We start from the raw sequence: 24,345 nt of genomic DNA on the forward strand, positions 1-24,345 counted from the left end.
AGATTTTTTGTGAGCGAACTCATTCGCGTACCTGACATCGGCAGCGGTGAAGGTGAAGTCATTGAATTGCTGGTCAAGGTCGGCGACCGCATCGAGGCAGAGCAGAGCCTGCTGACCCTCGAGTCGGACAAGGCCAGCATGGAAGTGCCGGCGCCCAAGGCGGGCGTCGTGAAAAGTATCAAGGTCAAGCTGGGCGACCGCCTGAAAGAAGGCGACGAACTGCTGGAGCTGGACGTCGAGGGTGCTGAAGAAGCGCCCCAGGCTTCCGAGCCTGCCGCCGAGCCAAAGCTGGAAGAAAAAGCCGAAGCCAAACCAGCCGAGGCACCCGCTTCGGCCCCGGCTGCTGCTTCGAGCCAGGATATCCACGTGCCGGACATCGGTTCGTCGGGCAAGGCGCAGATCATCGAGATTTCGGTGAAGGTGGGTGACACCGTCACCGCCGATCAGTCCTTGATCACTCTGGAATCGGACAAGGCGAGCATGGAGATCCCTTCGCCTGCCGCAGGCGTGGTGGAGAGCATCAGCGTCAACCTGAACGACGAAGTCGGCACCGGTGACCTGATCCTCAAGCTGACGGTCGAAGGCGCAGCCCCCGCTGCTGCCCCGGCCGCCGCCGCTCCCGCGCCTGCCGCGGCGGCGCCTGCACCGGCTGAAAAGCCGGCCGCAGCGCCTGCCGGCGACAGCGTGCAGGACATCCATGTGCCGGACATCGGTTCGGCTGGCAAAGCCAAGATCATCGAAGTACTGGTCAAGGCCGGCGACACGGTCGAGGCCGACCAATCGCTGATCACTCTGGAATCGGACAAGGCCAGCATGGAGATTCCTTCTCCGGCTGCCGGCGTGGTCGAAAGCATCAGCGTCAAGCTGGAAGACGAAGTCGGTACCGGCGATCTGATCCTCAAGCTGAAAGTGGCTGGCGCTGCACCTGCTGCGCCTGCCCAGGCGGCAGCCCCTGCCCCTGCACCCGCTGAATCGAAACCAGCTGCCGCACCTGCACCTGCTGCTGCCGCTGAAAAGCCTGCTGCCGCACCGGCCAAGCCCGCCGGCGCCAAGGTCCATGCCGGCCCGGCCGTTCGCCAGTTGGCGCGCGAGTTCGGCGTCGAATTGAGCGCGGTGAGCCCGACCGGCCCACACGGCCGCATCCTCAAGGAAGACGTGCAGGTCTACGTCAAGGCGATGATGCAGAAGGCCAAGGAAGCACCGGCCGCTGCGGCCGGCGCTACCGGTGGTGCGGGCATTCCGCCGATTCCAGTCGTCGACTTCAGCCGCTTCGGTGAAACCGAAGAGGTGCCGATGACCCGCCTGATGCAGGCCGGTGCCACCAACCTGCACCGCAGCTGGCTGAACGTGCCGCACGTGACCCAGTTCGACCAGGCCGATATCACCGAGCTGGAAGCGTTCCGCGTGGCGCAGAAAGCCGTGGCGGAAAAGGCCGGCGTCAAGCTGACCGTGCTGCCGTTGCTGCTCAAGGCCTGCGCGCACCTGCTCAAGGAACTGCCGGACTTCAATGCTTCGCTGGCCCCCAGCGGCAAGGCGATCATCCGCAAGAAGTACGTCAACGTCGGCTTCGCGGTCGATACGCCGGATGGCCTGCTGGTACCGGTGATCAAGAACGTCGACCAGAAGAGCCTGCTGCAACTGGCAGCTGAAGCCGCGGCCCTGGCTGAAAAAGCCCGGACCAAGAAGCTCTCGGCCGACGACATGCAAGGCGCCTGCTTCACCATTTCCAGCCTCGGGCACATTGGCGGCACCGGCTTCACGCCGATCGTCAACGCGCCGGAAGTGGCGATCCTGGGTGTTTCCAAGGCCACCATCCAGCCTGTTTGGGATGGCAAGGCGTTCCAGCCCAAGCTGATGCTGCCGCTGTCGCTGTCCTACGATCACCGCGTGATCAACGGCGCCGCCGCTGCCCGCTTCACCAAGCGTCTGGGCGAGCTGCTGACCGACATCCGTACCATGCTGCTGTAAGGCTGGCCGGATAAGAAAAACCCACCTCGCGGTGGGTTTTTTTTGCCCCGGATTTGACCCCGAAGTTCATTATTCGCACGCAACCCATACGGTAGATGCCTTCATCACCGGGTATTTTCGGATCCAATTCCAGAATTTTGTGCGCCTGCCGACAACATGGAAGCACCGAGCCACTGTATCGCTTGTAAGCCCGAGCGCCATGATGCAACCTTGCCCCACGCGCGAGCCTGTAGGGACACCAGCCTGTAGGGATTGTTGTCTCTGCGCGACCAGTACTCTTGAAGCGAGTGTTCAATGAAAAGCCAGCCCGATGCCGCCAACCGCATGGTGGCCGAGGTAGTGACGCAGCTGCCGGTGCCCTCGCGCCTGGGCATGCTGCGTTTCGAGCGGCTGAACGAGCCCAGTTGGGCCCTGCTTTTCCTGGATCCGAACTGCGAGCGCGTCTTTGGCCTGCCGGCGGCGGAGCTGTGCTCCCTGACCGGCTCGCCGTATGCGTGCCTGATGGAGCCGGCGGCCCGTCATCGTCTGCACGATGCCATTCAGGCGCAATTGGTCGACAGCACCCATTACGTCGTGCGCTATACCCTGCACAGCAACCAAGGCAGCTTGCACCTGATGGAGTTGGGCGAGGCGTTTCGCCAACGCAATCGACAGCTGTTGCGCGGCTACCTGGTGGTCGTCGACGACGCCGTCGATAGCGTGCTCGACAGCGCTGTGGAGCCGACCGGCGTGAGCAGTCCACTGCAAATGGCGCTTGAACTGAACCAGCTGGCGCAACGCGAACAACTGCAGCATCTGGAGCGCGCCAGCGCCCAGCAGGCCTTGATCCTGAGCCTGGCCCAGCAGCGCTACGGCACTCACAAGCCTTTGCTCGAAGCCGCGGAGCTGATCACGCGCAACGCCTGTGACATCTATGCCGTGGATTGCGCCAGCCTGTGGAATTTGCAGGGTCAGCAATTGCTGCCCATCACTGCTTATTATCGCGAGCGCCAGGCCCATGGCTGCCCGCAGGCGGTAGACCTGAGCGACTACCCGGACTATTTGACGGCGCTGCACACCAGTCGCGCTATCGACGCCAGCGATGTAGCCACCGATCGGCGCACGTGCCAGCTGGCGCCGTTGCTGGCGCTGCGCGACGTTCGCTCCGTGCTCGATGCCAGTATCCGCATCGACGGCCAAGTGGTCGGTGTCCTGTGCCTTGAGCAGAGTGGCGGCGGACGTGCCTGGCGCGCCGACGAGATTGCCTTTGCCGGCGAGCTCGCCGACCACTTCGCCCAGGTGATCAACAACCATGACCGCCGTGCGGCCACCAGTGCCTTGAACCTGTTTCAACGTGCGGTGGAACAAAGTGCCAATGCCTTTCTGCTGGTCAATTGCGATGGCGTGGTGGAGTACGTCAACCCCAGCTTCACCGCGATCACCCAGTACAGCACCGAGGAAGTCCACGGCAAGCGCCTGGCGGATCTACCCGCTCTGGAGAACCTCAGCGAACTGCTGTTCGACGCGCCATCGAGCCTGGCCAACGGCAACAGCTGGCAAGGCGAATTCAAGAGCCGGCGCAAGAACCTGGAGCCCTACTGGGGCCAGCTGTCGATCTCCAAGGTCTACGGCGATGACCGTGAGCTGACCCACTACATCGGTATCTATGAGGACATCACCCAAAGCAAGCTGGCCCAGCAGCGCATCGAGCGCCTGGCTTATACCGACAACCTGACCAATCTGGGCAACCGCCCGGCGTTCATCCGCAGCCTGGACGAAAGCTTCGCTCACGACAGCGACCGGCCGATCAGCCTGATGCTGGTGGACATCGATAATTTCAAGCGGATCAACGACAGCCTCGGCCACCAGACCGGCGACAAGCTGTTGGTCAGCCTGTCGCGTCGCCTGCGCAACAGCCTGAGCCCGGCCGGCAGCCTGGCACGCTTTGCCAGCAACGAGTTCGCCGTGCTGCTGCACGACACCGATCTGGAGGCCGGCCAGCGTATCGCCCAACAGGTGCTGCTGACCCTCGACAAGCCGATGTTCGTGGACAACCAATTGATCAACGTTACAGGCTCCGTGGGCCTGGCCTGTGCGCCGCTACACGGGCGTGACCCGCAGACCTTGATGAAAAACGCCGGCCTTGCCCTGCACAAGGCCAAGGCCAACGGCAAGCATCAAGTGCAGGTGTTCACCGAGGCGCTGAACGCCGAGGCCAGCTACAAGCTGTTCGTGGAGAACAACCTGCGGCGCGCCTTGACCCAGAATGAACTGGATGTGTTCTACCAGCCCAAACTGTGCCTGCGCTCGGGTCGCCTGTTGGGCATGGAGGCGCTGCTGCGCTGGAACCACCCGGAAAAAGGCATGATCCGGCCCGATCAGTTCATCAGCGTGGCCGAAGAGACCGGCTTGATCATCCCCATCGGCAAGTGGATCGCCCGGCAGGCCTGTCGCATGAGCAAGGCCATGACCGCCGCTGGCCTCGGTCGCCTGCAGGTGGCGATCAACCTGTCGCCCAAGCAGTTTTCCGACCCCGATCTGGTCGCTTCCATCGCCAATATTCTGCAAGAAGAAGCGCTGGACGCCTCGTTGCTGGAGCTGGAGCTGACCGAAGGCTTGCTGCTGGAAGCCACCGTGGACACCCATCAGCAACTCGACCAGCTCAAGCGCCTGGGCCTCACCTTGGCCATGGACGACTTCGGCACCGGCTATTCTTCGCTCAGCTACCTGAAGAAATTCCCCATCGATGTGATCAAGATCGATCGCAGCTTCATCCACGAGATCCCGGACAACCAGGACGACATGGAGATCACGTCGGCCGTGATCGCCATGGCGCACAACCTCAAACTCAAGGTGGTGGCCGAGGGCATCGAGACCGCCGAGCAACTGGCATTCCTGCGCCGTCAGCGCTGCGATGTGGGCCAGGGCTATCTGTTCGACAAGCCGATTCCCGGCGCCGAGCTGATCGAACGGCTCAAACGCTACCCCCGCGGCCCGGCGGTCTGACGTTCTCGGCGAATTCGGGCAAACTGCAGGTCTGAGGGTTTGCCCGCACACGAGAGAGGAACAGCACGATGGTCCTGCGTTCGGAAATTCTGGTGAAGAAACAAGACTTGCCCACCGCTCAACAGGCCCTGCCCGGCCGGGACACCGCGATCAGCGTACCGGAGGCGCACTTCGTCAACGGCAAGCCGCTGCAGGGTCCCTTTCCCGAGGGACTGGAAACGGCAATTTTCGGCCTCGGATGTTTCTGGGGCGCGGAACGTCGCCTCTGGCAGCAGCCTGGCGTGTACACCACGGCGGCCGGTTACGCCGGCGGCATGACGCCCAACCCGACCTACGAGGAAACCTGCTCGGGACTGACCGGGCACAGTGAGGTGGTGCTGGTGGTGTTCGACCCGCAGGTGACGTCCTACGAAGCGTTGCTGAAGGTGTTCTGGGAGTCGCACAACCCGACCCAGGGCATGCGCCAGGGCAACGACATCGGAACGCAGTACCGCTCGGTGATCTACTGCACAAGCCCGCAGCAACTGGCCGCTGCCGAGGCGACCCGCGAGGCTTTCCAGGCCGAGCTGACCGCAGCCGGCCACGGCGAGATCACCACACAAATCGAACCGGCGCCGACCTTCTACTACGCCGAGGCGTATCACCAGCAGTACCTGGCCAAGAACCCGCAAGGCTATTGCGGGCTGGGCGGAACTGGGGTGTGCCTCACACTCTGAGGGTCATTCGGCGATCAGCCAGTCCATCTTCCAGCCACCCTGGCTCTGGCCGAGCAGATTGGCCAACCAGGGCATCAGCGTGTTGAGTTCTTCTTCCAGCCCCCATGGTGGGTTGGAAATGACCAGGCCCGAGCCGTTCAGGCTCTGTGGCGTGTCCAGCGGGTGCACCAGCAGCTCCACGCGCAGAAGCTTGGGCGCGCCGCTGCTGGTGAGCTCCTGGTAGAAACGCTTGAGGGCGCGCGCATCGTCCTTGATCGGGTACCAGATGGCGGCCACGGTCTGGCGCATGCGGCCGATGGTTTCCTTCATGGCCTTGGCGCAGCGCTGCAACTCGTCCAGCTGTTCGAACGGCGGATCGATCAGCATCACCGCGCGCTTTTCGGCCACGGGCAGCAAGGCTCGCGGCACGTGCCAGCCCTCGCCCAGGTGCACCGCAACGCGTGGGTCCTTCTTCATGTTGTCCTTGAGCAGCTGGCCATCGTCCGGGTGCTTTTCGTTGAGCAGCACGCGGTCCTGCTGGCGCATCAGCCGCCGCGCCAGCTCGGGCGACCCTGGGTAGTAACGCAGCTCGCCTTCGGCGTTGAGGCGGTTGATCACCTTGACGTAGTCGTCGGTCAGCGCGGGGCGGTCGGTGGCCTGCCACAGGCGGGCGATGCCTTCGAGCCATTCACCGGTGCGGGTCGCCTGGTCGCCGCTCAGGTCGTACAGGCCGAGGCCGGCATGGGTGTCGATATAGGCGAACGGTTGTTCTTTGCGCGACATCAGCGCAATCAACCGGGTGAGGACGATATGTTTGAACACGTCGGCGTGATTGCCGGCGTGGAAGGCATGACGATAGTTCATGGGGACTCCTGCAGATGGGCAGGAGTCTAGCATTTCGGATGGGATTTTTGCGGTGGCTGGACGGGCCCTTTCGCGGCCGATGACCGCTCCTACGGAGGAGACGGTAGCCAGCACTGCATCACTTGCCTTGGTGGAAAGCCGCCTCGGCGCGTTCGAAGCGGCTGATCATGGCCGGTGACGGACCACGGCCCAGCTTGCTGACGATCACGATGGCCAGGCTGGCAAACGCGAAGCCCGGAATGATCTCGTACAACCCCAGCAGCTCGAAGTGTTTCCACAGGATCACCGTCGCCGCGCCGACCAGAATGCCGGCCAGGGCGCCGTTGCGGCTCATGCCTTTCCAGACCACCGAAATCAGCACCACCGGCCCGAATGCCGCGCCGAATCCTGCCCAGGCGTAGCTGACCAGACCCAGCACGCGATTCTCGGGATTGGACGCCAGCCAGATCGCGACCAGCGCCACCAGCAACACCATCATGCGACCGACCCAGACCAACTCGCGCTGAGACGCGCCCTTGCGCAGGAACGCTTTGTAGAAGTCCTCGGTCAGGGCGCTGGAGCACACCAGCAACTGGCAGCTGAGGGTGCTCATCACTGCCGCCAGGATGGCCGACAGCAACACGCCGGCAATCCACGGATTGAAGAGGATCTTGGCCAGTTCGATGAACACCCGCTCGTGGTTTTCATTCACTGCACCTGCCAGCCCGGGGTTGGCCGAGAAATAGGCGATGCCGAAAAAGCCCACGGCCACGGTGCCGCCCAGGCAGAGGATCATCCAGGTCATGGAAATGCGCCGGGCCTTGGCAATGGATTTCACCGATTCGGCGGCCATGAAGCGGGCGAGTATGTGCGGTTGGCCAAAGTAGCCAAGCCCCCAGCCCAACAGCGAAACGATCCCGATGAAAGTCGTGCCGCGCAGCATGTCGAAATTGGCCGGGTTCTGCGCCTCGATGGCCAGGAACGCCGTGTCGACACCGCCGGTGGCCAGCACCACGACGATGGGCGTGAGGATCAAGGCGAAGATCATCAGCGTGGCCTGCACGGTGTCGGTCCAGCTGACCGCCAGGAAGCCGCCGACGAAGGTGTAGGCGATGGTCGCCGCGGCGCCAGCCCACAAGGCCGATTCATAGGACATGCCGAAGGTGCTTTCGAACAACCGCGCGCCGGCGACGATGCCGGATGCGCAATAGATGGTGAAGAACACCAGGATCACGACCGCAGAGATGATCCGCAACAGGCCGCTGGTGTCTTCGAAGCGCCCGGCAAAATAGTCCGGCAAGGTCAGCGCGTCGCCGTTGTGTTCGGTCTGCACGCGCAGCCGGCCCGCGACGAACAACCAGTTCAGGTAGGCGCCGATGATCAGGCCGATGGCGATCCAGACCTCCGAAAGACCCGACAGGTAGATCGCGCCCGGCAGGCCCATGAGCAGCCAGCCGCTCATGTCCGAGGCACCGGCCGACAATGCGGTGACCACGCTGCCAAGGCTGCGACCGCCGAGAATGTAGTCGGAAAGATTGTTGGTGGAACGGTAGGCGAACAGGCCGATCAGGACCATGGCAGCGATGTAGATCACGAAGGTGATCAGAGTGGGGTTGCTGACACTCATGGGGTGTCTCCTTGCTTTGTTTTTATGAGCCTGCGAGCGCGCTTCGGCGTTCATGACGCAGGTCGGCAGATTGCAAAACGTGCGGGTTGACCTGAGGGGGCCGAACTTTAGGCCGGCATTACGGACAGGCGCAACCCTTTTGGCAAGCAAGTTGCACCTTTGGAAACATCTGGATAAACACGACGCATCTGCTTCCTTTCGGAGCATTTGCCTGTTCACGGCTACACACCCGCACCGGATTTGTGCAGATTCAACCCATGCAAAAAGGTTTTCCGTCGAGCGGTGCAACTTTCATCCAGATCAAGGTTGCACCTAGTTGCACCCCGCAAAGCGCACGGCTAATCTTGCCGCCGGCTTTATTGCCACGCACCGTGGCCCTGATGAGGACAAGAAATGGCAACCACTACCCTGGGCGTCAAGCTGGACGACCCGACCCGCGAACGCCTCAAGGCTTGCGCGCAGTCCATCGACCGTACGCCGCACTGGTTGATCAAGCAGGCGATCTTCAACTATCTGGAGAAGCTTGAAGGGGGCGCAACGCTGACCGAGCTATCCGGGGCCGGGGTGAGTGGCAATGACGACGCGGGCGATATTCTGCCGGACCACGCGCACCAGTGCTTCCTAGAATTTGCCGAAAGCATCCTGCCGCAGTCGGTACTGCGCGCTGCAATCACTGGCGCCTATCGTCGTCCCGAGCCCGAAGTGGTACCGATGCTGCTGGAGCAGGCGCGTCTGCCGGCCGACATGGCCGACGCCACCAACAAGCTGGCCGCGCGCATCGCCGAGAAGCTGCGCAACCAGAAGAGCGCCGGTGGTCGTGCCGGGATCGTTCAAGGCCTGCTGCAGGAATTCTCGCTCAGCTCCCAGGAAGGCGTAGCCTTGATGTGCCTCGCCGAAGCACTGCTGCGCATCCCCGACAAGGGTACGCGCGATGCGCTGATCCGCGACAAGATCAGCACCGGCAACTGGCACCCGCACCTGGGCAACAGCCCATCGCTGTTCGTCAACGCCGCGACCTGGGGTCTGCTGCTGACCGGCAAGCTGGTGTCCACGCACAACGAATCAGGCCTGTCGTCTTCGCTCAGCCGCATCATCGGCAAGAGCGGCGAGCCGATGATTCGCAAGGGCGTCGACATGGCCATGCGCCTGATGGGCGAGCAGTTCGTCACCGGCGAAACCATCGGCGAAGCCCTGGCCAACGCCAGCAAATTCGAGAGCAAGGGTTTCCGCTACTCCTACGACATGCTGGGTGAGGCGGCGCTGACCGAGCACGACGCGCAGAAATACCTGGCTTCCTACGAGCAGGCGATCCATTCGATCGGCAAGGCCTCCCACGGCCGCGGTATCTATGAAGGTCCCGGCATTTCGATCAAGCTGTCGGCGCTGCATCCGCGCTACAGCCGAGCCCAGTACGAGCGCGTGATGGAAGAGCTGTACCCGCGCCTGCTGTCGCTGACCCTGCTGGCCAAGCAATACGACATCGGCCTGAACATCGACGCCGAGGAGGCCGACCGCCTGGAGCTGTCGCTGGACCTGCTCGAACGCCTGTGCTTCGAGCCGCAGCTGACCGGCTGGAACGGTATCGGCTTCGTCATCCAGGCCTACCAGAAGCGCTGCCCGTATGTGATCGACTACGTCATCGACCTGGCTCGTCGCAGCCGTCATCGCCTGATGATCCGCCTGGTGAAAGGCGCCTACTGGGACAGCGAGATCAAGCGCGCCCAGGTCGAGGGCCTGGAAGGCTACCCGGTGTACACTCGCAAGGTGTACACCGACGTGTCCTATGTGGCCTGCGCACGCAAGCTGCTGTCGGTGCCGGAAGTCATCTACCCGCAGTTCGCGACCCACAACGCCCATACCCTGGCTGCCATCTACCACATTGCCGGTCAGAACTATTACCCGGGCCAGTACGAATTCCAGTGCCTGCACGGCATGGGCGAACCGCTGTACGAGCAGGTCGTGGGCAAGGTGGCCGATGGCAAGCTGAACCGTCCATGCCGCGTGTATGCACCGGTCGGTACCCATGAAACGCTGCTGGCCTACCTGGTTCGCCGCTTGCTGGAGAACGGCGCCAACACCTCGTTCGTCAACCGTATTGCCGATCAGTCCATCTCCATTCAGGAACTGGTCGCCGACCCGGTGGCCACCATCGAGCGGATGGCGACCCAGGAAGGTCAGTTCGGCTTGCCGCACCCGCGCATTCCCCTGCCGCGCGATCTGTACGGCAGCGACCGGGCCAACTCGGCCGGCATCGACATGGCCAACGAACATCGCCTCGCATCGCTGTCGTCCGCCCTGCTGGCCACGGCTCACAACGACTGGAAAGCCCTGCCGCTGCTGGGCTGCGAGGCCAGCAACGAACCGGCCCAGCCGGTGCTGAACCCGTCCGACCTGCGCGACGTGGTCGGCCATGTCCAGGAGGCTACGGTCACCGACGTCGACAACGCCATTCAGTGCGCGCTGATCAACGGCCCGATCTGGCAGGCCACCCCGCCGGCCGAGCGTGCTGCGGTGCTGGAGCGTGCCGCGGACCTGATGGAAGCCGAGATCCAGCCGCTGATGGGCCTGCTCGCCCGCGAGGCCGGCAAGACCTTCGCCAACGCCATTGCCGAGGTGCGTGAAGCCGTGGACTTCCTGCGCTACTACGCGGTGCAGGCGCGCAATGACTTCAACAACGACGCCCATCGCCCATTGGGGCCAGTGGTGTGCATCAGCCCGTGGAACTTCCCGTTGGCGATCTTCACCGGCCAGGTGGCTGCGGCGCTGGCCGCGGGCAACCCGGTGCTGGCCAAGCCTGCGGAGCAAACCCCGTTGGTGGCCGCTCAGGCCGTACGCCTGCTGCTCGACGCCGGCATTCCGGAAGGCGTGCTGCAACTGCTGCCGGGCCGCGGTGAAACCGTCGGCGCACGGCTGGTGGGCGATGAGCGGGTCAAAGGCGTGATGTTCACCGGTTCCACCGAGGTGGCGCGACTGCTGCAGCGCAACATCGCCGGGCGCCTGGATTCGCAGGGTCGACCGATTCCGCTGATCGCCGAAACCGGTGGCCAGAACGCGATGATCGTCGATTCCTCGGCGCTCACCGAACAGGTGGTGATCGATGTGGTGTCCTCGGCATTCGACTCCGCCGGCCAGCGTTGCTCGGCCCTGCGCGTGCTCTGCCTGCAGGAAGATTCCGCCGACCGCGTGATCGAAATGCTCAAAGGTGCCATGGCCGAAGCACGCCTGGGCAACCCCGAGCGCCTGAGCGTGGACATTGGCCCGGTGATCGACGCCGAAGCCAAGACCGGCATCGAGAAGCACATCCAGGGCATGCGCGACAAAGGCCGTGACGTCTACCAGATGGCCATTGCCGACAGCGCCGAGATCAAGCGCGGCACCTTCGTCATGCCGACCCTGATCGAACTGGAAAGCTTCGATGAGCTGCAACGCGAGATCTTCGGTCCCGTGCTGCACGTGGTGCGCTACAAGCGTCGCGATCTGGATCAGTTGATCGCTCAGATCAACGCTTCCGGCTACGGCCTGACCTTGGGCGTGCACACGCGCATCGACGAGACCATCGCCAAGGTGATCGACAACGTCCATGCCGGCAACGTCTACGTCAACCGCAACATCGTGGGCGCTGTGGTGGGTGTGCAGCCGTTCGGTGGCGAAGGGCTGTCGGGCACAGGTCCCAAGGCCGGTGGCCCGCTGTACCTGTACCGTCTGCTGTCGACCCGACCCAACGATGCCATCGCCCAGTCGTTCCAGCGCAGTGACGCCGGGCTCGCCCCCGACGTGCGCCTGCGCGATGCCCTGGGCAAGCCGTTGCAGGCGCTGCAAGCCTGGGCCGCGAGCACCCAGCAGGCCGAGTTGGCACAACTGTGCGGCGAATTTGCCATTCAGTCGCAGAGCGGCGTGACCCGTCTGCTCGATGGCCCGACCGGTGAACGCAACAGCTACACCATCCTGCCGCGCGAGCACGTACTGTGCCTGGCCGAGGTGGAAGCCGACCTGTTGGTGCAACTGGCAGCGGTGATGGCCGTGGGCTCCAGCGCAGTGCTGCCGGACAATGCCTTGAGCAAGGCCGTGCGCGCCCGTCTGCCCAAGGAAGTCCAGGCACGGGTCAAGCTGGTACCGGAGTGGAACAAGGACGAGGTGCTGTTCGACGCAGTGCTGCATCACGGTGATTCCGATCAGTTGCGCGCGGTCTGCGAGCAGATCGCCAAGCGCGGCGGTGCCATCGTCGGCGTACACGGCCTGTCCCAGGGTGAAACCGGGATCTGCCTGGAGCGTCTGGTGATCGAGCGGGCACTGAGCGTCAACACCGCAGCGGCCGGTGGCAACGCCAGCCTGATGAGCATCGGCTGATGCTGACCGATTGAAGCTGATCGGTTCGACACAACGGGCGCCTCAGGGCGCCCGTTGTGTTTGTGGGCCGCGGACCCTGCGCGCTTGCCTGCGACGTATGGGCGGCGCCGGGCAAATCCTTTGACATACATGTGTTTACACGGGTTAGAATCCGTTGGCACGAGGCCTGCATGTTGCCGGTTCTGCCACTGCTTACGGAGTACTGCCCTTGGACGCCACCTTCATCAACAGCCTGTTCTTGATCGGCGCGTTGCTGGTGGGTGCAAGTATTCTGGTCAGCTCTCTGTCCTCTCGCCTGGGCATTCCCATTCTGGTGATCATCCTCGCCGTCGGCATGGCCGCCGGTGTGGATGGTGGCGGCATCATCTTCAACAACTACCCGACGGCCTATCTGGTCGGCAACCTGGCGCTGGCAGTGATTTTGCTCGACGGCGGCTTGCGCACGCGGGTTTCGAGTTTTCGCGTGGCGTTGTGGCCGGCGCTGTCGCTGGCCACGGTCGGGGTGCTGATCACCACTGCGCTGACCGGTGCGGTGGCGGCCTGGCTGTTCGACCTGAGCATGATTCAGGGGCTGTTGATCGGCGCCATCGTCGGCTCCACCGACGCCGCAGCGGTGTTCTCGCTGCTGGGTGGCAAGGGCCTGAACGAGCGAGTGACCGCAACGCTCGAAATCGAATCGGGCAGCAACGACCCCATGGCGGTGTTTCTCACCGTGACCCTGATCGACATGATCGCCAGCGGCCAGACCGGCCTGCATTGGGGCCTGCTGGGCCATCTGCTGCGCGAGTTCGGCATCGGCGGCGTGATTGGTCTGGGCGGCGGCTGGGTCATGCTGCAACTGGTCAACCGCATCAACCTGGCCACCGGCCTGTACCCGATCCTGGTGGTGGCCGGCGGCCTGCTGGTGTTCGCCTTGACCAACGCCCTGCACGGCAGCGGCTTCCTCGCCGTGTACCTGTGCGGCCTGGTCATGGGCAACAAACCGATCCGCAGCCGCCACGGCATTCTGCACATGCTCGACGGCATGGCCTGGCTGGCACAGATCGGCATGTTCCTGGTATTGGGCCTGCTGGTCACGCCCCACGACCTGCTGCCCATCGCCCTGCCCGCCCTCGCCTTGGCGCTGTGGATGATCCTGGTCGCGCGGCCGCTGTCGGTGATGGTCGGGCTGCTGCCGTTCAAGGCCTTCCACGGCCGCGAAAAGGCGTTCATTTCCTGGGTGGGCCTGCGCGGCGCGGTGCCGATCATTCTAGCGGTGTTCCCATTGATGGCCGGGCTGCCGGATGCGCAGCTGTTCTTCAATCTGGCCTTCTTTATCGTGCTGGTGTCGCTGCTGGTGCAAGGCACCAGCCTGCCGTGGGTGGCCAAGCTGCTCAAGGTCACCGTGCCGCCGGACCCGGCGCCGATCTCCCGCTCGGCCCTCGAAGTGCACATCACCAGCGAGTGGGAGTTGTTCGTCTATCGCCTGGGCGCTGAAAAATGGTGCATCGGCGCTGCTCTGCGCGAACTCAAGATGCCCGAAGGCACGCGCATCGCCGCGCTGTTTCGCGGCCAGCAACTGCTCCACCCCTCAGGCAGTACGGTGCTGGAAGTGGACGACCTGCTGTGCGTGATCGGCCATGAGCACAACCTGCCCGCCCTGGGCAAACTGTTCAGCCGCGCACCACAACGCGGTCTGGACCTGCGTTTCTTCGGCGACTTCGTGCTCGAAGGCGACGCCGAACTGGGCGCTGTCTCGGCGCTCTACGGCCTCAAGCTCGACGGTCTGGATCCGCAGATGCCGCTCAGCCGCTTCATCATGCAGCGTGTCGGCGGCGCACCGATCGTCGGCGACCACGTGGAGTGGAATGGCACGCTGTGGACGGTCGCGGTCATGGACGGGAACCGGATCATGAAAGTGGGCGTCAAATTCCCCGAAGGAAGTCGTCCAGCGCCTGGGCTCTTCCTCTAAACTGCCCATCTCTCTTCGAGCTGTACGACTCTTAACCTATGCGCAATTTTCTTTCCGCAGCCCTGCTGGGGCTGTGCATGGCTGTCGCCAGCGTTCAGGCTGCCGACCCGCTGAACCGCGAAACGGTACAGCAGAACCTCGACAAGATCGCCGAACGCAAGCTGCCAGAAGCCGACCAGAAGGCTCTGCAGCAAGTGTTCGAACAGACCCTGGGCCTGATCGGCAACCAGGAAGACAACGAACGCAAGCTGGCTGATCTCAAGCAGCAACTCACCGATGCACCCAAGCAGACCCTGGAGGCGCAGCGCGAGCTGAGCCGCCTCAAGGGCGCGCCGGTCATCCCGGTGACTCAGCGCTACGCGACCTTGAGTGTGCCGCAGCTGGAGCAGATCTTCAGCGAGCGCACCACCGAACAAGGCGAGCTGCAAAAGGCGCTGTCCGATGCCAACAGCCTGATCATTACCGCGCAGACCCGCCCGGAACGCGCGCAGACCGAGATCAGCGCCAGCCAGAACCGCATCCAGCAGATCAACGGCATCCTCAAGCTGGGCAAGAACGACGGCAAGGCGCTGACGCCCGACACCCGCAACCAACTGGTGGCCGAACAGGCCTCCATCGGTGCCTTGATCAACCTGCGCCGCCAGGAACTGGCCGGTAACAGCACCCTGCAAGACCTGGGTAATGCCCGGCACGATCTGGTGCTGGAGAAAACCACTCGGCTGGATCAGGAAATCCAGGACCTGCAGACGCTGATCAATCAGAAGCGTCTGGCGCAGTCCCAGGAAACGGTCACCAAACAGTCGCTGGAAGCACAGAAAGCCGGCGGCAGCAGCGTGCTGGCCACTGAAAGTGCGACCAACGTCAAACTTTCCGACTACCTGCTGCGCAGCACCGACCGCCTCAACGAACTGACCCAGCAGAACCTCAGGACCCGCCAGCAGCTCGACAGCGTGACCCAGAGCGACCAGGCCCTGGATGAGCAGATCAGCGTGCTCAAGGGCAGCCTGCTGCTGTCCAAGATTCTCTACAAGCAGAAGCAGGCGCTGCCCCACCTGAAGGTCGACCGCGACCTGGCCGACGAGATCGCCGACATCCGTTTGTACCAGTTCGAAGTCAACCAACAGCGGGAAGCCATCAGCAATCCGGCAGCCTATGTGGATAACTTGCTGGCCAATCAGGCACAGGACCAGAACACGCCGCAGTTGCGCAAAAGCCTGCTGGAGCTGGCGGTCACCCGCAGCGACCTGCTCGAACGCTTGAATCGGGAACTCAGCGCGCTTCTCAACGAATCGATCACCCTGCAGCTCAACCAGAAACAGCTGCTCAGCACCGCCCAAAGCCTGCGTGCCACGCTGGACGAGCAGATGTTCTGGATCCCCAGCAACAAGCCGCTGGATGACGAGTGGTTCAAAGCGGTGCCGCGGCGCCTGGAAAACCAGGTCACCACCCTGCCCTGGGCGTCCAGCGTGAGCGAGCTGACCGACGGTCTGGTGCAGCGACCCTTGCTGTTCCTGCCGCTGCTGCTGGTGATCGGCCTGCTGCAGTGGAAGCGCGCGTTTCTCTACCAGAAACTCAATGCGGTGCATCAGGACATCGGCCACTTCAAGCGCGACCGCCAGTGGCATACGCCTGCCGCCATCCTGATCAACATTCTGCTGGCCATGCCTGTGGCCCTGGGCCTGGCCCTGTGCGGCTATGCCCTGTTGATCGATGCCCGCGGGCAGAATGCCGGGTTGGGCGCGGCCATGTTGCAGATCGCCCAGGCGTGGCTGGTGTTCTATACCGCGTACCGCATCCTCGCCCCCGGCGGCGTGGCCGAGCTGCATTTCCGCTGGGAGCGGGCGCAGGTGGCCTTTCTGCAAGGCTGGGTGCGCCGCCTGGGCTTCGTCGTGCTGGCTTTGGTCTCAGTGGTGGCGGTGGCCGAACTGCAACCCTCGGCGCTGGCCGATGACGTGCTCGGCATCGCCGTGGTGCTCACCTGTTATGCATTGATGGCCTGGCTGCTGGGACGGTTGCTGATCAGCAGCCCGACGCACAAGAGCGCTTCACTGTTTCGCCGCGCCATCGGCCTGCTGTTCACCGCGTTGCCGATCGCGCTGTTCGTGGCAGTCTGCTTCGGCTACTACTACACCGCGCTCAAGCTCACCGACCGGCTGATCGACACCCTGTACCTGCTGATGATCTGGCTGGTCATCGAAGCCGCGTTCGTGCGAGGGCTGAGCGTTGCCGCCCGGCGACTGGCCTACCAGCGGGCGCTGGCCAAGCGACAGCTGGCCAAGGACAGCGGCGAAGGTGAACCGGTGGCCGAAGAGCCGACCCTGGACATCGAACAGGTCAACCAGCAATCCCTGCGCCTGGTGCGCCTGGCCTTGCTGGCCGGTTTCATCGGCGCGCTGTATTGGGTCTGGAGCGACCTGATCAGCGTGTTCGCCTACCTGGACAACATCACCCTGTACGAATACACCAGCGGCACCGGCGCCGCCATGAGCATGGTGCCGATCAGCCTGAGCGACTTCATCGGCGCGGCCATGATCATCGGTATCACCATCGTACTGGCCGGCAACCTGCCGGGGCTGCTGGAAGTGCTGGTGCTGTCCAAGCTGAACCTGGCCCAAGGCAGCGCCTACGCCACCACTACCTTGCTGTCCTACGTGATTGCCGGTGTCGGTTTCGTGTCCACGCTGTCGACCCTGGGGGTGAGCTGGGACAAGCTGCAATGGCTGGTCGCGGCCTTGTCGCTGGGCATCGGCTTCGGCATGCAGGAGATTTTCGCCAACTTCATCTCCGGCATCATGATCCTGTTCGAGCGCCCGGTGCGTATCGGTGACACCATCACCATCGGCAACCTGTCGGGCACGGTGAGCAAGATCCGTATCCGCGCGACCACGATCACCGATTTCGACCGCAAGGACATCATCGTCCCCAACAAGACCTTCATCACCGGACAACTGATCAACTGGTCGCTGACCGACACCATCACCCGGGTGACCTTGAAGCTGGGCGTGGACTACGGCTCGGACCTGGACCTGGTGCGGACCCTGCTGCTCAAGGCGGCGCGGGACAATCCACGGGTGCTCAAGGAGCCGGAGCCGCTGGTGTATTTCCTCAACTTCGGCGAGAGCACCCTGGACCACGAGCTGCGCATGCACGTGCGTGACCTGGGCGACCGCAACCCGGTGCTGGACGAAATCAATCGGTTCATCAACAAGGAATTCAAACGCCAGAACATCAATATTTCGTTCCGGCAGATGGAGATCTACCTGAAGAACACCACCGGCAAAGAGTACAAGCTGGTGCCCGCCGAGCCAGGCGAGAGCACCGGCACCCTGCAGCCGGCCGCTATGCCTGCACAGGCGGAGCCGCCGAGCACGCCTCGGGTCGTCGACGCACCCCAGCCGCCCCCCTCGAAACTTGACTGAGCGCACTACGCCCACGGAGAACGCACATGAAAGGCCTCGACGAACTGATCTTCGACAACCGCTTCGCCCGCCTGGGCGACGTCTTTTCCACTCACGTTCTGCCGGAGCCCATCGACAACCCACGGCTGGTGGTGGCCAGCGATGCAGCCATGAGCCTGCTGGACCTGGACCCTGCGTGTGCCCAGACGCCGCTGTTCGCCGAGCTGTTCAGCGGCCACAAATTGTGGAGCGAAACCGAGCCGCGGGCGATGATCTATTCAGGTCATCAGTTCGGCGGCTACACCCCTCAGTTGGGCGACGGCCGCGGCGTACTGCTCGGCGAGGTGTACAACGACGCCGGCGAACACTGGGACCTGCATCTCAAGGGCGCCGGGCCCACGCCCTACTCGCGCCGAGGCGATGGCCGCGCGGTGCTGCGCTCCTCGATTCGCGAATTCCTGGCGTCCGAAGCCTTGCACACCCTGGGCATTCCCAGCAGCCGCGCCCTGTGCGTGATCGCGTCGGACACCCCGGTATGGCGTGAAAAGCAGGAACGCGCCGCCATGCTCCTGCGCCTTGCGCCGAGCCACGTGCGTTTCGGTCATTTCGAATACTTCTACTACACCCGCCAACCCGAACTGCAGAAACAGTTGGTCGACCACGTGCTGGCGGCGCACTTCCCTGGGTGTGCGACCCAGCCCGAACCCTACTTGGACATGTTCCGCGAAATCGTCGAGCGCAACGCCGAGCTGATCGCGCAATGGCAGGCCTACGGCTTCTGTCACGGGGTGATGAACACCGACAACATGTCGATTCTGGGCATCACCTTCGACTTCGGACCGTTCGCCTTCCTGGATGACTTCGACGCGAACTTCATCTGCAACCACTCCGACCACGAAGGCCGCTACAGCTTCAGCAACCAGGTGCCGGTGGCACACTGGAACCTGAGCGCTTTGGCTCAGTCATTGACACCCTTGATCGAGGTGCCGGCGCTGCAGGAAGCATTGGGGTTGTTCCTGCCACTGTACGAGGCTGCCTATCTGGACATCATGCGGCGGCGACTGGGCTTCACCCTGGCCGAAGACGGCGACAAGCTGCTGCTGGAGCGTCTGCTGGGCCTGATGCAGAACAGCGGCGTGGATTACAACCTGTTCTTCCGGCGCCTGGGCGAAGCCGGCGCGCTGTCCGTGCTGCGCGATGACTTCGTCGATATCCAGGGCTTCGATGCCTGGGCGGCCGATTATCAGGCGCGCATGGATCGTGATGTGATCGACGGCCGTACCGAGCGCATGAATCAGGTCAATCCGTTGTACATCCTGCGCAATTACCTGGCGCAGAAAGCCATCGATGCCGCCGAAGACGGCGACTACTCCGAGGTGCGGCGACTGCACCAGGTGCTCTCGAATCCGTTCGAAGCGCAACCGGGCATGGAGCGCTACGCGGAACGGCCACCGGAGTGGGGCAAGCATCTGGAGATCAGTTGTTCGTCGTGAGGGGTGGCTGACTCTCTATTATCAACGGCATGCATCGGACACCGCCTACATCGCTTTCAAGCCTGTCCGACTGCCGTTTCGTTGCAATCAGCCCATCATCGTGTGCCCCGAAACCCATATCTGAAGCGGTACCTTTTTTTGGTACCATTTTAGAGTACGGAGCGCTACGATGAACCCTTCGAAGCTCAAACACATTGACGTGCTTGAGGCGATCTACGCTCGCCCTGTGTCAGGAACGATCCGCTGGTCACGCATCGAGCGATTGTTCATCGAATTGGGTGGCAAGGTGCAAGAGCGAGAAGGCTCCCGAGTGGCGGTAGTCCTTTTCGGGACCGTGCGGGTGTTCCATCGCCCTCATCCGTCCCCGGAAACCGACAAGGCCGCAGTGGCGAGCATCCGCAATTGGCTGGCAGTCAACGGAATCGAACCATGAACAACATCATGATCATCGACGGCCATCGGGCCGTCATCCAGTACGACCCGGAGGTCGGGACTTTTCGCGGGGAGTTCATCAATCTGAATGGCGGTGCGGACTTTCACGCCGACAGCGTCAGCGCATTGAAGACCGAAGGCGCCGAGTCGTTGCGAGTATTTCTGCAAGTGTGCGCAGAGGAAGGGATCGAGCCAGTCAAATGCTACTCGGGGAAATTTCAGCTCCGGCTGCCTGAAACGTTGCATGCCCAGGTCACTGAAGCGGCGGCTGCGCTGGGCGTCAGCATCAATCAGTTCGTGCAGCGCAGCCTTGAGCATGAGCTCAAGACGGTGAAGCCATGATCGACCCGAGCGCTATCGAGCAGTGGCATGATCGATTGAACCTTCAATGTTACAAGCCCTGCTTGGATGCAGCTCGACGAAACGCCACCCCATACCCGATTCACCTGTGCAACCGGAGCCCGGCATGAGCGACTCACTGGTAATCCCCTGCCCGCATTGCAACGGGCTCAACCGCATTCCTGCTTCGCGCCTGACGGACCAGCCCAAGTGCGGGCGATGCAAGGCGGCGGTGTTGCTCGATACACCCTTCGAGCTGACTCAAGGCGACTATGCCAGCCAGATCAAAGGCGATTTGCCGTTGCTGGTGGACGTCTGGGCCGACTGGTGCGGGCCGTGCAAATCCTTCGCCCCGGTGTTCGAACAGGCGGCAAATCAACTGCAGGGCCACTGCCGGCTGGCCAAGCTGGACAGCCAGGCCAACCCGCAGCTGTCCACGCAGCTCGGCATTCGCTCGATACCGAGCCTGATCCTGTTCAAAAACGGTCGAGAGGTCGCGCGACAGAGCGGTGCAATGCCGCTGCCCCAGTTAGTGGGATGGCTACGCGCCCAAGGGATTGTTGATCGGTAGGAACCTGAAGAATCGCATAGCGGCCCTGACGCGGCTTGCACCGCTGCTACAGGGGATCGCGCTTGTGTAGCAGCGGCGCGAGCCGCGTCAGGTCTCACCGCTTGGTATCAGACAGCTCACCTTGTCCGCCGACGCGGCTTGCGCCGCTGCTACAGGGGATCGCGGTTGTGTAGCAGCGGCGCGCGGATTCAGACTTTTTCGAGCAGGTCGTGCAATTCCACGAATTGCTGGGTCAGCTTGTGCCGCGGATCCAAGTGGATCAGCGGGATGTTCAGCTCATGGGACTCGCGCATCTTGACCGAGCTGTTCAGGTACACAGGCAAGACGGGCAAGCCCTCCGCGATGAGCTCGTCGAGCATCTGCTGAGGCAGGCTGGCGCGAGGCTGGAACTGGTTGACCACAATGCCCTCCACTTCCAGGCCTTCGTTGTGGTCTTCCTTCAATTCTGCGATCTCGTCGAGCAGACCATAGAGCGCATGCCTGGAAAAGCTGTCGCAGTCGAAGGGAATCAACACACGGTCCGCCGCGATCAAGGCTGATACCGCATAGAAATTCAGCGCCGGTGGTGTGTCGATATAGATCCGATCGTACTCTTCGCTGAGCTCGTCGAGCAGTTTGCGCAGCTTGTTGATCTTGTGCTTGGCTTCCAGCTTGGGCTGCAGGTCTGCGAGCTCTGCAGAAGCCGTGATGACATGCAGGTTATCGAAAGGCGTCTCGTGAATGTCCACCTTGCCTTTCTTGCTCGCTGGTCCGGACGACAGGATCTGCTTGAAGAAATCCGCGATGCCCATCGGAATGTCGTCACCGGTGAGCCCGGTAAGGTATTGGGTCGAGTTGGCCTGGGCATCGAGGTCGATCAATAACGTGCGAAAGCCCTCGTTGGCACTAACGGCCGCCAGGTTGCAGGCAATGCTGGATTTGCCCACGCCGCCTTTCTGATTGAACACCACGCGCCGCATCGATACCTCTCCATGACAGGCAAAGCCTCGAGTGTAGTGACCAGAGTATTACAGTTGCTAGCGCGCTGGGGCGTTCATTCTCGGATTTCTCCTACAATTTGCTGCAACGAGCGCAGGATGTTGGCAGAAATCATTAGCCAGCTATATAGTTTTCCAACTCCTGCCGCCCCGACTCCGAGGTCACCGTGAAGACTGCTGTCGCGCCTCCTGCGCAAGCTGTTGATACCCCTCATCAAAACGCCAATTCCTTCAACGAACAGTACATCGAAAAAGGCACCCCGCAGTTCCTGCGAACGGTCCTGGCCTTGTTCAGCGGCGGCTTCGCCACCTTTGCCCTGCTCTACTGCGTGCAGCCCATGATGCCGATCCTGTCCCATGAGTTCGGCATCAATGCCGCCCAGAGCAGCCTGGTGCTGTCGGTGGCGACCGGGATGCTGGCCATCGGATTGTTGATCACCGGGCCGATCTCCGACAGCATCGGACGCAAGCCGGTCATGGTGGCGGCCTTGTTCTGCGCTGCAGCATGCACGATCGGCAGCGCCTTGATGCCGAGCTGGGACGGTGTCCTGTTACTGCGCGCGCTCACCGGGCTCAGCCTGAGCGGCCTGGCGGCGGTGGCCATGACCTACCTCAGCGAAGAGATACACCCCCAGCACATCGGCCTGGCCATGGGCTTGTACATTGGCGGCAACGCCATCGGTGGCATGAGCGGACGCCTGATCACCGGCGTGCTGATCGACTTCGTCAGCTGGCACACCGCCCTGCTGGTGGTGGGTGGTCTGGCGCTGATCGCGGCAGCGGTGTTCGTTAAAATCCTGCCCGAATCGCGCAACTTCCGCGCACGCAGAATGAATCCGCGCGGTTTGATCGAAGGCTTCACCATGCACTTCAAGGACGCCGGATTGCCGTGGCTGTTCCTCGAAGCGTTCCTGCTGATGGGCAGCTTCGTCACCCTGTTCAACTATATCGGCTATCGCCTGCTGGCCGAGCCATACAGCCTGAGCCAGGCCTTGGTGGGATTGCTGTCGGTAGTGTACCTGGCTGGCATCTACAGCTCGGCACAGGTCGGTTCCCTGGCTGACAAGCATGGGCGGCGCAAGGTGTTCTGGATGAGCATCGGGCTGATGTTCACAGGTCTGCTGGTGACCCTGTTCAACCCGGTGCCGGTGATTCTGCTGGGGATGCTGATGTTCACCTTCGGCTTTTTCGGCGCGCATTCGGTGGCCAGCAGCTGGATCGGTCGCCGAGCGTTGACGGCCAAGGGGCAGGCTTCTTCGCTGTATCTGTTCAGCTACTATGCAGGGTCTAGCGTAGCCGGCACTGCGGGCGGGATGGCTTGGCACTACGGGGGCTGGACGGGTGTGGGCGGGTTTATCGCGGGGTTGTTGACGGTGGCGTTGGTGGTGGCGGCAAAGTTGGCGAAGTTGCAGCCTGTGGGGATGTCGAAGCTCTAGAGCGGAGGCAACGCGTCAGGCCTCGACGCGGGCCGTCCGGATGCACCGCATACACCGCCGACGCGGCTTGCGCCGCTGCTACAGGGTGTGCGGTGTTTCTGTGGCAGCGGTGCAGGCCGCGTCAAGATTCGACACGGCAGGATGTCAGCCGTGGTATTGCGCCGAAAACTCGTGCACGGCTCTGATGAAGGCACCGGCATGCTCGGGGTCCACTTCCGGCGTGATGCCATGGCCGAGGTTGAACACATGGCCGGTGCCCTGGCCATAACTGGCAAGGATCCGTGCCACTTCGGCGCGGATCGCTTCGGGCTTGGCGTACAGCACGGTGGGGTCCATGTTGCCCTGCAGCGCGACCTTGTGACCCACGCGGCGGCGGGCTTCGCCGATGTCGCAGGTCCAGTCCAGACCCAACGCGTCGGCGCCGGCGTCGGCAATGCTTTCCAGCCACAGGCCACCGTTCTTGGTGAACAGAATGACCGGCACCTTGCGCCCTTCGTGCTCGCGGATCAGGCCGCTGACGATCTTGCGCATGTAGGCCAGGGAGAATTCCTGGTACGCCGCGGCGGACAGGTTGCCGCCCCAGGTATCGAAGATCTGCACCGCCTGGGCACCGGCCAGGATCTGACCGTTGAGGTAGCTGGTGACCGACTGCGCGAGCTTGTCCAGCAGCAGGTGCATGGCCTGGGGCTGGTCGTAGAGCATGGCCTTGGTCTTGCGGAAGTCCTTGGACGAGCCGCCTTCGACCATATAGGTGGCCAGGGTCCAGGGGCTGCCGGAGAAGCCGATCAGCGGCACCCGGCCGTTGAGTTCGCGGCGGATGGTGCTGACCGCGTCCATGACGTAGCCCAGATCCTGCTGCGCGTCGGGGATCGGCAGCGCTTCGATGTCGGCCAGGGTGCTGACGACTTTCTTGAAGCGCGGGCCTTCGCCGGTTTCGAAATACAGACCCTGGCCCATGGCATCGGGGATGGTAAGGATGTCGGAGAACAGGATGGCGGCGTCGAGCGGGTAACGCTCCAGTGGCTGCATCGTGACTTCGCAGGCGAACGACGGGTTCTTGCACAGGCTCATGAAGTCACCGGCCTTGGCACGGCTGGCGCGGTACTCGGGCAGGTAGCGACCGGCCTGGCGCATCATCCACACCGGGGTGACGTCGACGGGTTGCTTGAGCAGGGCACGCAGGAAGCGGTCGTTCTTGAGGGCAGTCATGTCAACATCCGGCAGAAAAGTGGAGGGATTTTCGCAGAGCGCAGGGCAACACGCCACCCGCCAGGGGTGGGCGG

The 24,345-nt window shown here is 63.0% G+C and carries 15 protein-coding genes; 11 read left to right on the forward strand and 4 right to left on the reverse strand.

Annotated features, from left to right (window positions below; translation table 11 throughout):
- Positions 1-9 precede the first annotated feature (9 nt).
- The 3 genes from aceF to msrA all read left to right on the forward strand — a co-directional run bounded on the left by aceF (position 10) and on the right by msrA (position 5,669).
- Complete coding sequence (gene aceF / locus ASF66_RS16535) at positions 10-1,968, forward strand: dihydrolipoyllysine-residue acetyltransferase (RefSeq protein ID WP_056844632.1); 1,959 nt, start codon at positions 10-12, stop codon at positions 1,966-1,968.
- A gap of 294 nt (positions 1,969-2,262) precedes the next feature.
- Positions 2,263-4,953 carry a putative bifunctional diguanylate cyclase/phosphodiesterase gene (locus ASF66_RS16540; RefSeq protein WP_056844633.1) on the forward strand — a complete coding sequence of 897 codons (2,691 nt, stop codon included), beginning with the start codon at positions 2,263-2,265 and terminating at the stop codon, positions 4,951-4,953.
- A gap of 68 nt (positions 4,954-5,021) precedes the next feature.
- Positions 5,022-5,669 carry a peptide-methionine (S)-S-oxide reductase MsrA gene (msrA, locus tag ASF66_RS16545; protein WP_056844634.1) on the forward strand — a complete coding sequence of 216 codons (648 nt, stop codon included), beginning with the start codon at positions 5,022-5,024 and terminating at the stop codon, positions 5,667-5,669.
- Positions 5,670-5,672: 3 nt separating this feature from the next.
- On the opposite strand, the gene ASF66_RS16550 is transcribed toward msrA, so the two are convergent.
- Both ASF66_RS16550 and putP read right to left on the reverse strand, forming a co-directional pair.
- Positions 5,673-6,512: a 23S rRNA (adenine(2030)-N(6))-methyltransferase RlmJ gene (locus ASF66_RS16550; RefSeq protein ID WP_056844635.1), complete on the reverse strand. Its 840-nt coding sequence runs from the start codon at positions 6,510-6,512 to the stop codon at positions 5,673-5,675.
- Between the two features lie 118 nt (positions 6,513-6,630).
- Positions 6,631-8,118, reverse strand: a complete 1,488-nt coding sequence (putP, locus tag ASF66_RS16555; protein ID WP_056844636.1) for a sodium/proline symporter PutP — start codon at positions 8,116-8,118, stop codon at positions 6,631-6,633.
- A 393-nt stretch (positions 8,119-8,511) separates the two neighbouring features.
- Between putP and putA the strand changes: the two genes are divergently transcribed.
- The 7 genes from putA (at position 8,512) to trxC (ending at position 20,649) form a co-directional block, all read left to right on the forward strand.
- A complete protein-coding gene (gene putA, locus ASF66_RS16560) occupies positions 8,512-12,465 on the forward strand; it encodes a trifunctional transcriptional regulator/proline dehydrogenase/L-glutamate gamma-semialdehyde dehydrogenase (RefSeq protein ID WP_056844637.1) in 3,954 nt (1,317 codons plus the stop codon).
- 208 nt (positions 12,466-12,673) lie between these two features.
- Entirely contained in the window at positions 12,674-14,416 is a 1,743-nt protein-coding gene (locus ASF66_RS16565; RefSeq protein ID WP_056844638.1) for a potassium/proton antiporter, read from the forward strand.
- Positions 14,417-14,454: 38 nt separating this feature from the next.
- Positions 14,455-17,835 carry a mechanosensitive channel MscK gene (mscK, locus tag ASF66_RS16570; RefSeq protein ID WP_056844639.1) on the forward strand — a complete coding sequence of 1,127 codons (3,381 nt, stop codon included), beginning with the start codon at positions 14,455-14,457 and terminating at the stop codon, positions 17,833-17,835.
- A gap of 26 nt (positions 17,836-17,861) precedes the next feature.
- Positions 17,862-19,307: a protein adenylyltransferase SelO gene (gene selO, locus ASF66_RS16575; protein ID WP_056844640.1), complete on the forward strand. Its 1,446-nt coding sequence runs from the start codon at positions 17,862-17,864 to the stop codon at positions 19,305-19,307.
- Between the two features lie 169 nt (positions 19,308-19,476).
- Positions 19,477-19,740, forward strand: coding sequence for a type II toxin-antitoxin system HicA family toxin (locus ASF66_RS16580; RefSeq protein WP_049861461.1), 264 nt, complete (start codon positions 19,477-19,479; stop codon positions 19,738-19,740).
- Between the two features lie 8 nt (positions 19,741-19,748).
- Entirely contained in the window at positions 19,749-20,081 is a 333-nt protein-coding gene (locus ASF66_RS16585) for a type II toxin-antitoxin system HicB family antitoxin (RefSeq protein ID WP_236707120.1), read from the forward strand.
- A 124-nt stretch (positions 20,082-20,205) separates the two neighbouring features.
- Positions 20,206-20,649: a thioredoxin TrxC gene (gene trxC / locus ASF66_RS16590; protein WP_056844642.1), complete on the forward strand. Its 444-nt coding sequence runs from the start codon at positions 20,206-20,208 to the stop codon at positions 20,647-20,649.
- Positions 20,650-20,837: 188 nt separating this feature from the next.
- Here the strand turns inward: trxC and ASF66_RS16595 are convergent, their stop codons facing one another.
- The gene (locus ASF66_RS16595; RefSeq protein ID WP_056844643.1) at positions 20,838-21,608 is read right to left on the reverse strand and encodes a ParA family protein; all 771 of its coding nucleotides are present in this window, start codon (positions 21,606-21,608) and stop codon (positions 20,838-20,840) included.
- Between the two features lie 185 nt (positions 21,609-21,793).
- Here ASF66_RS16595 and ASF66_RS16600 point away from each other — a divergent pair, with 185 nt between their 5' ends.
- Positions 21,794-23,062, forward strand: coding sequence for an MFS transporter (locus ASF66_RS16600; protein WP_056844644.1), 1,269 nt, complete (start codon positions 21,794-21,796; stop codon positions 23,060-23,062).
- Positions 23,063-23,206: 144 nt separating this feature from the next.
- Here the strand turns inward: ASF66_RS16600 and hemE are convergent, their stop codons facing one another.
- Positions 23,207-24,271 (reverse strand): uroporphyrinogen decarboxylase, encoded by a 1,065-nt coding sequence (hemE, locus tag ASF66_RS16605; protein WP_049861374.1) that lies wholly within the window; start codon positions 24,269-24,271, stop codon positions 23,207-23,209.
- Positions 24,272-24,345 lie beyond the last annotated feature (74 nt).

Source organism: Pseudomonas sp. Leaf129 (assembly GCF_001423465.1).
Taxonomy (GTDB): domain Bacteria; phylum Pseudomonadota; class Gammaproteobacteria; order Pseudomonadales; family Pseudomonadaceae; genus Aquipseudomonas; species Aquipseudomonas coleopterorum.